Origin of the sequence: uncultured Flavobacterium sp., from assembly GCF_963925415.1 — a bacterium.
GTDB lineage: Bacteria > Bacteroidota > Bacteroidia > Flavobacteriales > Flavobacteriaceae > Flavobacterium.
In genome coordinates, this window is the sequence record NZ_CAWUTS010000058.1 from 1 (window position 1) to 7,687 (window position 7,687).

Annotated in this window: 9 protein-coding genes; 3 read left to right on the top strand and 6 right to left on the bottom strand. The window is 29.2% G+C overall.

Annotated features, from left to right (window positions below; genetic code table 11):
• From AABM47_RS04570 to AABM47_RS04585, 4 genes are all read right to left on the bottom strand, one after another.
• The coding region (locus tag AABM47_RS04570; protein WP_338409745.1) for a DUF3570 domain-containing protein at nucleotides 1-1,446 on the bottom strand (1,446 nt) is incomplete at its 3' end.
• 7 nt (nucleotides 1,447-1,453) lie between these two features.
• The gene (locus tag AABM47_RS04575) at nucleotides 1,454-1,663 is read right to left on the bottom strand and encodes a DUF4266 domain-containing protein (RefSeq protein WP_338409746.1); all 210 of its coding nucleotides are present in this window, start codon (nucleotides 1,661-1,663) and stop codon (nucleotides 1,454-1,456) included.
• Nucleotides 1,664-1,666: 3 nt separating this feature from the next.
• Nucleotides 1,667-2,650 (bottom strand): FAD:protein FMN transferase, encoded by a 984-nt coding sequence (locus AABM47_RS04580; protein WP_338409747.1) that lies wholly within the window; start codon nucleotides 2,648-2,650, stop codon nucleotides 1,667-1,669.
• Nucleotides 2,650-3,084 (bottom strand): thioredoxin family protein, encoded by a 435-nt coding sequence (locus AABM47_RS04585; RefSeq protein ID WP_338409748.1) that lies wholly within the window; start codon nucleotides 3,082-3,084, stop codon nucleotides 2,650-2,652. The genes AABM47_RS04580 and AABM47_RS04585 overlap by 1 nt, the downstream gene beginning before the upstream one ends.
• Before the next feature lie 142 nt (nucleotides 3,085-3,226).
• On the opposite strand from AABM47_RS04585, the gene AABM47_RS04590 reads away from it, so the two are divergent.
• Nucleotides 3,227-3,658, top strand: a complete 432-nt coding sequence (locus AABM47_RS04590) for an RDD family protein (RefSeq protein ID WP_338409749.1) — start codon at nucleotides 3,227-3,229, stop codon at nucleotides 3,656-3,658.
• 14 nt (nucleotides 3,659-3,672) lie between these two features.
• Here the strand turns inward: AABM47_RS04590 and AABM47_RS04595 are convergent, their stop codons facing one another.
• Both AABM47_RS04595 and fabG read right to left on the bottom strand, forming a co-directional pair.
• Complete coding sequence (locus AABM47_RS04595) at nucleotides 3,673-5,700, bottom strand: hypothetical protein (protein ID WP_338409750.1); 2,028 nt, start codon at nucleotides 5,698-5,700, stop codon at nucleotides 3,673-3,675.
• 73 nt (nucleotides 5,701-5,773) lie between these two features.
• On the bottom strand, nucleotides 5,774-6,520 hold the full coding sequence (fabG, locus tag AABM47_RS04600; RefSeq protein ID WP_338409751.1) for a 3-oxoacyl-[acyl-carrier-protein] reductase: 747 nt from the start codon (nucleotides 6,518-6,520) through the stop codon (nucleotides 5,774-5,776).
• 199 nt (nucleotides 6,521-6,719) lie between these two features.
• Between fabG and AABM47_RS04605 the strand changes: the two genes are divergently transcribed.
• Nucleotides 6,720-7,268: an RNA polymerase sigma factor gene (locus AABM47_RS04605; RefSeq protein WP_338409752.1), complete on the top strand. Its 549-nt coding sequence runs from the start codon at nucleotides 6,720-6,722 to the stop codon at nucleotides 7,266-7,268.
• 36 nt (nucleotides 7,269-7,304) lie between these two features.
• Nucleotides 7,305-7,571 carry a hypothetical protein gene (locus AABM47_RS04610; RefSeq protein ID WP_338409753.1) on the top strand — a complete coding sequence of 89 codons (267 nt, stop codon included), beginning with the start codon at nucleotides 7,305-7,307 and terminating at the stop codon, nucleotides 7,569-7,571.
• Nucleotides 7,572-7,687: the final 116 nt, after the last annotated feature.

Genomic DNA, 7,687 nt, shown 5'->3' on the forward strand with positions numbered 1-7,687 from the left:
ATTTCTAGAATAATGATTGAATCGAAAATCAATATTTTTAAGTCCAAAATTTCCTATTTTAAATGAGGTAAAAATATCTACATAATTGACTCCAAAACCAAACTGGTTGGCTTTAAATGTAGATAAATCATAATCAGAAGTATAATATTGTTCGGTAGAATAATGTTGCTCATAACCTGCAAAATACTTACTTTGTTTTTGTGTATATAAGCGATACATAGGAAAAACAGTAAGCTCATCTGTTACTTTTATAGGTAATTCAAAACTGGCTGTATGGGATGATAAATCCCAATTATCGGTATAGTATCTGTAATACGATCGAATCGTTATGCGTTCATTAAAGTAATAATTTAATCGTGCTCCTATGGGAGTTTTAGTTCGGGTATCGGGCAAACGTTCAATGTCATCCGCTAAATGATATACAGCTACATTTGCAGCAGTTTGATATACAGAAATATATTCCGACTTGCCCACATAAAAATTAGTTTTGTTGGCAAAATATATTCTGTGATATGGTGATGATAAAAGACCCTGTTGTTTTATTAGATCAAAAAACAATGAAAATTGCATTTTTTTTGTAGCTACTTGCGAAAAACCAAATGAAGCTGAATACGAATTTCGTTTTACATTATCAATTTTGCTAAATTTTATGGGTAAATAATTTTCTGTTGCATCTGGGCCATTTTCGTTGTAAATGGTTACTCCCGCAAAGTATCCCTGAGAATTATAGTTGGTTCCATATTTTGCATATTCACTCAATTCGGTTGGATAAATTGGGCGCCATTGATCTAAATACACATTAGTTTTTAAAGAAATTTCAGAGTTTTTATCATTGAATAGTTTGGCTATTCCTCCTCCAAAACCTACAGATGTATAATCATATTCATTAGAAACAGATAGGTCTGCGTTCCAATTTAAATTGCGATCATCACTACTATGGGCATAATTAGCCACTAAAGACACTAGGGCATCTTGAGCTGAAGCACCAGATGATGCTTGCCAAGGTGTACCAACTGGAATAGTTGACGTATTTTGTCCACCTGAAGCTGCAGTCGCAGCATTCCATGACGCTCCATTACCTCTTGAATTGCTCATGTAGTAATCTTCTTGATTATCATCATCATCATTTGATATTCGTGAAGAATAAAAAGGATTGATATTACTAGATGAAGCTGATGTATAAGCAGAAATACCTACATCAATTGTTAAAATATCGTCATCATTTAAAGGAACAGAAATTACAATATTAGATGCAATATCACTTAATTTTTCAGACCCCATTCCACCGCTTACAGATGAATGTATACCATCTTGATTGTAATAGCTCATTAAAAAATCGACTTCTGCCGTTTCTAAAACACGTTTTTTATAAACAATAGAATCGTTTACTTGAGCAAAAGAGATACTTGAGCCAATAATTAAAATATAAAGAATGTTTTTTTTCATAATACAATTAATTACAGCCACATCCACCACCGGTTTTTCCACCATTTGCTCCAGCTGCAGCTTCTCTGTAAACCTGAAATGCGGTTTCATAGCGTTCAGTAGTTTGCGCACTTAATTTCATGGTTGGATCGTTAATTTGTTGTTTGTCATATTCTTTAACCGAACCGCACGATTGCAATATCAGTATTACAATTAATCCATACAATGCTGTTTTCATATATTAGTTGTGTTTTTTTAAATCTATATTATTTGAAGCATGAATTGCTCCTTTATCATCTACTATAATGCAATCTAAACCCTTAATTTGATTCACAAAATCAAGCCCTACTGTTACACCCATTACAAAAATCCCTGTTGCAAAAGCATCTGCCATTTCGGTTTGCTTGGCAAAAACAGAAATGCTTACAATTCCCTTTGCTGGATAACCGGTACGAGGATCTATAATATGTGAATATCGTACGCCGTTAAAAGTAACAAATTTTTCATAACTACCTGAAGTTTCTACAGCAGTATTTTCTAAAGGAAAAGTGGCAAAAACCTTGTTTTTATTCATGGGATTGATAATACCAATAGTCCAAGGCTCGTTGTTCAATTGTTTACCCCAGGTACTGATGTCGCCTGAAACATTTACCAAACCTGACATACAGCCTTTAGAGTATAAAACTTCTTTAATTTTATCGGCTATATACCCTTGTCCAATACCTCCAAGGCCTAATTTCATGCCTTTATTTTTTAAGAAAATTGTAGTATCTTTTTCATTCAAAATTATATTTTGATAGCCAACTTTTTCTACAGATTTTTTAATTTCTTCATCGGTAGGCATTTGGGTCATACTGCCATCAAATTTCCAAATTTTGTCCATAGATGCATAAGAAATATCGAAGGCACCCTTGGTTAATTTTGAAATTTTTAAAGACCGATCAACCAATTGAAAAACTTCCAAATCAACTGTTATTGGATGAATACCTGCATTTTGATTTACATGTGATATTTGACTGGACGGAATCCAATCTGAAATAAGACTCTCAATCCGTTTTACTTCATTAATGGCTAATTCAGCGAAAGAAGCACCTTCTGTAGAGTCTTTTGCGAGTAAAGTAATGTCAAAAGGACTTCCTAAAAGAGAAGCTTTTTTTTTATAGGTAATTTGACTAAATGTCAAACTTGAAATCACTAAGAATAGGATAATAAAACGGAGTTTCATTATTTATGGAATTTTTTTAATTTTTGTATATATACCTCAGAAGTTACTTTTTCATAACCCATAATACCTAGAACTATTCCTTTAGTATCTAGCACCAATACTTTTGGAAAATTTCCTTCGGGATTGTATTTTTCAGCTAATTTATTGTTCACTTCTTTTTGTTCAGGGCTTAGAGTATTAGCTTTCTTTTTAGGGAAATCTGCTCTAATTACAATCCAGTTTTCTTCAGCTGCTTTTTTAAATTCATCCGATTGAAAAATACTTCGATCTAATTTAATACAAGGTGCACACCAATCTGAGCCTGAAAAAATAAGAATAATATTTTTAGATTCCTTTAAGGCTTGAGTTTTAGCCTCGTTAAGAGAAATAATACTTTGTTGAGAAAAAACAAATGCTGTAAACAATATAAAAATTAATACACTATACTTTTTCATAATTTATATTTATTGAATACAAAATAAACATATATTTTTTTTCTTATTGTTAATTTAATGATATTTTTTTTATTTAACATTAATTTAGTACAAATCTAAATTAAATAAATCTTTAGATTAATTTTTATAAGTTTGTTAAAAAATGATCATTTGTACCAAACCTTTTTTACTTAAACGGTGTATAGCCTGTTTAATAGATTATGCTATAATTTATATGTTTTTCTTTGTTTTTACAATGAAATTAGGTGAGCCTGTAGCTAACTATTCATATGAAATAACAGGGCCTTTAGCTTTAATTCCTATATTTTTTTGGTTTTTTATGACGGTGCTATTAGAAGTTTATTTTGGAGCTACAATTGGTAATTCTATTGTTGGATTAAAACCAAAATCATTACTTAGAACCAGCGGCATATTATCGTTTGGTCAATCTTTTAAAAGACATTTATTAGATCCAATAGACATGTTCCTTTTCGGTTTTATAGGCATCATTTTAATTAAAAATACAGATAAAAATCAACGTTTAGGAGATGTTTGGGCTAAAACCATTGTGGTAGAAACTAACGTAAGACCTTAATTAAACATCAATAATTACAACAATCCGTTATATTTTCGAACAAACCATTCTGTAGCTAGAGTAATTGCCAATAAAATCATCAACCAAGTCCATTCGATTAAAGGTGTTTTTTTTATAATTTCTTTTTGAATGGATTTGTAATTTTTATTGTCCATCAAATTTTCAATTAAAGCATCCACAGTGTTGGGATAAAAGACAATTCCATTGGTGTTTTGAGCTAATTGTTCTAAATGCTTTTTATCAGCATTTACAAATTGTTTTTCAATTTCAAAATCTAATATTTCAAAAGCAGCTGAAAACGAAGTTTTTGTGTTTTTTTCAACAACGGTAAAGCTATAATTACCTGGAACTAAATTGTCTAAATTTACTTTATATTCAGTATTAGCTTTTAAGAAATCAAATGTTTTTAAGCTATTATTTGCCTGATTTTTTAGTGTTATACGCAATAGAGCATTTTCATCAAATTCGTAGTTTTTATTAAAGAATTGGGCCTTAATTTCTATAGGTTCTCCCGAATTATAAAAAGATTCATGCGATACAACTAAAGATGTGTTGGTACTATTAGATGTTAAAAATTGAATGATTTTATCCATAAACATGTCAAATTGTGTAAAATTGTTAGTTTTTACGTAACTTTCAATTCGCCATCTCCATATGTTTTCTCCCAACAAATAAGCTTTTCTGAAAGATGCATTTTCAGAAAAACACAACATTGGGTTGTTCACATCAATTCTGTTTATTTTTGACCCCAATAGAACAGAAACATTTGCATTAATTTGAACTGATCCAAATCCATTTTCTAAAGGAGAAAAAGAATCAAAACCTATATTATCTTGTGCAAAAAGATTGAATTGTTCGTTATAAGATGCGTTATAATTCTCTTTTTGATTGGTCATTTTAAAAACCAAATCAGATTGAGATTGATTCATTACATCATAATTAGTGGAGTTTCCTGTAATAAAAAACGCATTTATTTTAAGTTTTTTTGCTTTACTTATTAGAGGTAAATATTCTGCATTTGGCTGATAAAAAATACAAGCATTGAAATTTGATAAGTCATTAATTTCTTTAGGGTTAACTATTTTTACCTTGCGTAACTCATTAGATTCGATACTTCGTTTAATGACTCCTAAATCAGGATGCGTAATCGTTGAAATTAAGGCAATTTCTTTTCTTTGATCTAATATTTCTAATGAAAAATATTTGGTATTATTGGTTTTATTTTTTTCGACGAGGCTACTGTTAATTGTTGCCTTATATTTTTTTATTCCAACAGTGTTGGCATTCAAAAAAGCAGTAATCGTTTTTACTTTTTGTTTGCTCGAAAAACTAATTTTTTCTTTAAAAACAGGTTTGCCATTTTCATAAATAATTACATCTGCTTGAATTGATTTTGGACCGTTGTATTGTACAAATATCTCAACTGGAAATTTATTTTTCAGAAAAGCATACTTGTTTATATTTATTTGGTTATTTTTTAAATCTTCAACCTGGGTTGTATCACCTACAATTACAGGAAAAACGGCAACGTTTGATTGAAAGGAATATACATAGTCTCGTCCTTGAGTTTGATTTCCATCAGTAACGATCAATACAGGAATAAATGGAGCTTTAAAAAGTTGTTTTACATTTTGTGCAACATCATCCAATTTGGTTTGTTTTCCAATGAAATCAAATGGTTTGTCTTGATGTATTTCGGAGTCAAATAAATAAATTTGAACATCAAATTTTGTTTTTAACTTCTTGTTATCTTTTAAAGCCTCATAAACACTTTTAATATTTTCTTGTGCATTTAACTCTTTGATTGACTGTGAGTTATCAAAAAAAATAGGCAAAGGTGTTTTTACTATTTCTAATGATTTTTGACTTATAACTGGGTTGATTAACAATACAAAGACTGTCAAATAAGATGTAAACCGCAAAAAAGTTAAAAACAAATTCAAATTAGACTTACTCGTAGCTTTATATAGGTACTGATAATACGACAATAAACCAGCAATTAATACAGATAAAATGAGAAGAATGCTCGTGATTTGGGACATGCTAGTGTATTCTATTATGAGATGATTAAAATTAATATCTTTAAAAGAGTATAAATCTACCAAATTTTAGCAATTATGTAAGCATTCCTCCACAAACATTTATTACTTGACCGGTTACATAAGCACTTAAGTCACTTGATAAAAACACGCAAACATTGGCTACGTCTTCAGGTGTTCCACCTCGTTTTAAAGGTATTCCTTCTCTCCAACTTTTTACAATATCTTCGTTTAGTTTTGCAGTCATTTCAGTTTCAATAAACCCTGGAGCTATAGCATTACAGCGGATATTTCTTGAGCCCAACTCAAGCGCAATAGATTTGGTAAAACCAATCATTCCTGCTTTTGATGCAGCATAATTAGCTTGCCCAGCATTACCTTTTACTCCCACTACACTACTCATATTAATAATTGAACCTTTACGATTTTTTAACATGATTTTTTGAACAGCTTTCGTCATGTTAAAAACTGATTTTAAGTTGATTTCAATAACTTTGTCAAAATCATCTTCGCTCATGCGCATCAATAAATTATCTTTAGTAACTCCAGCATTATTAATTAAAACATCAACATTGCCAAAATCTGCCATTACATCTTCAACTAACTTTTGAGCTTCATTGAAATCTGCTGCATTTGATTTATAGCCTTTTGCCTTTATGCCTAAAGCATTTAAATCATTTTCTAAAATTAAAGCTGATTCAGCAGATGAGCTATAAGTAAATGCAACATTTGATCCATGTTCTGCAAAAACTTTTGCTATACCGCTTCCTATTCCTCTACTTGCTCCTGTAATTATGGTAACTTTACCGTCTAATAATTTCATGTAAAAATTTTTATTGTTTTTTATAAGTCAAATATAATATTCAAATCATTTTTAACTAATAAATATATATGTTATTTAAGTTTAAAATATAAAGCCCAAATATACTATTATTTTAATATTAAAAAAAAATGAAATATTAGCTAAACTTAATGTCAAACATCTATTTTTGGTCTATCAACATATATAAATATTTTTTTTAATGTACAGAACACCATTTGACTTAAATAGTATATATGAAACGTATAAGGTTTTGGTTTATAATATTGCGTTACATTATATGCAAAATATAGAAGATGCTGAAGAAGTTACGCAAGATGTTTTTATAAAAATACATCAATCTATTGATAAATTTAAAGATAAATCGAGTTTAAAAACATGGATATATCGAATTGCTATAAATCAATCTTTAGATTTTATTAAAAGAAAAAAAAGCCAAAAAAATTTTTTTGTTTTTGGTATTAAATCAGATAACGAATTTGAGGTTTTAAACTCTACCTCTTTTGAGCATCCTGGTATTCTGATGGAAAACAAAGAAGATGCTAAAATTTTATTTGAAGCGATAGACGCATTACCCGAAAAACAAAAAACAGTATTTATACTCACAAAAGTAGATGGATTGAGTAATCCTGAAACTGCCGAAATTATGGAATTGAGTATTTCTGCTGTTGAATCGTTAGTTTTTAGAGCAAAAAACAGTTTAAAAGAAAAGTTAACAAATAAATTTAAGGAATATAACAAGAAAAAGTAAGTAACTTCGTCAAATATATAGACAGATTAATACAAAATGAACAACGAAATTTTTATTAAAAACATTTTAAACAGCACAAATGGAATAACAAAAGTTTTTCCAGATGACAGTTTGTATGTTCGAATTCAAGAACAAATAGCATATGAAAAAAAAGTCAGTAATTATGCCAAATTTTTTGTAGCTGCTTCTATATCGTTATTGGTTTTTATAAATGTTGAAGTTTTGTATCATAACGAACAAATTTCTAATTCAATTAATGATGTGTCAAAATTAGTAGTAACAGCTGATAATCAATTATATTAATATTATGAACAAATCAAAATTATTAACAGCAGTTGTTATTGCTTTATTAACTATAAACATCATGACTTTGACTTTTTTTATAATAAAAAAGCCAAATGATGTACTTGAACTTAAAA

What these genes read in the sequence shown, in the direction of transcription:
- AABM47_RS04575 (WP_338409746.1), bottom strand. Translation starts at nt 1,663, where the DNA reads ATGAAAACAGCATTGTATGGATTAATTGTAATACTGATATTGCAATCG.
- AABM47_RS04580 (WP_338409747.1), bottom strand. Translation starts at nt 2,650, where the DNA reads ATGAAACTCCGTTTTATTATCCTATTCTTAGTGATTTCAAGTTTGACA.
- AABM47_RS04585 (WP_338409748.1), bottom strand. Translation starts at nt 3,084, where the DNA reads ATGAAAAAGTATAGTGTATTAATTTTTATATTGTTTACAGCATTTGTT.
- AABM47_RS04590 (WP_338409749.1), top strand. Translation starts at nt 3,227, where the DNA reads ATGATCATTTGTACCAAACCTTTTTTACTTAAACGGTGTATAGCCTGT.
- AABM47_RS04595 (WP_338409750.1), bottom strand. Translation starts at nt 5,700, where the DNA reads ATGTCCCAAATCACGAGCATTCTTCTCATTTTATCTGTATTAATTGCT.
- fabG (WP_338409751.1), bottom strand. Translation starts at nt 6,520, where the DNA reads ATGAAATTATTAGACGGTAAAGTTACCATAATTACAGGAGCAAGTAGA.
- AABM47_RS04605 (WP_338409752.1), top strand. Translation starts at nt 6,720, where the DNA reads ATGTACAGAACACCATTTGACTTAAATAGTATATATGAAACGTATAAG.
- AABM47_RS04610 (WP_338409753.1), top strand. Translation starts at nt 7,305, where the DNA reads ATGAACAACGAAATTTTTATTAAAAACATTTTAAACAGCACAAATGGA.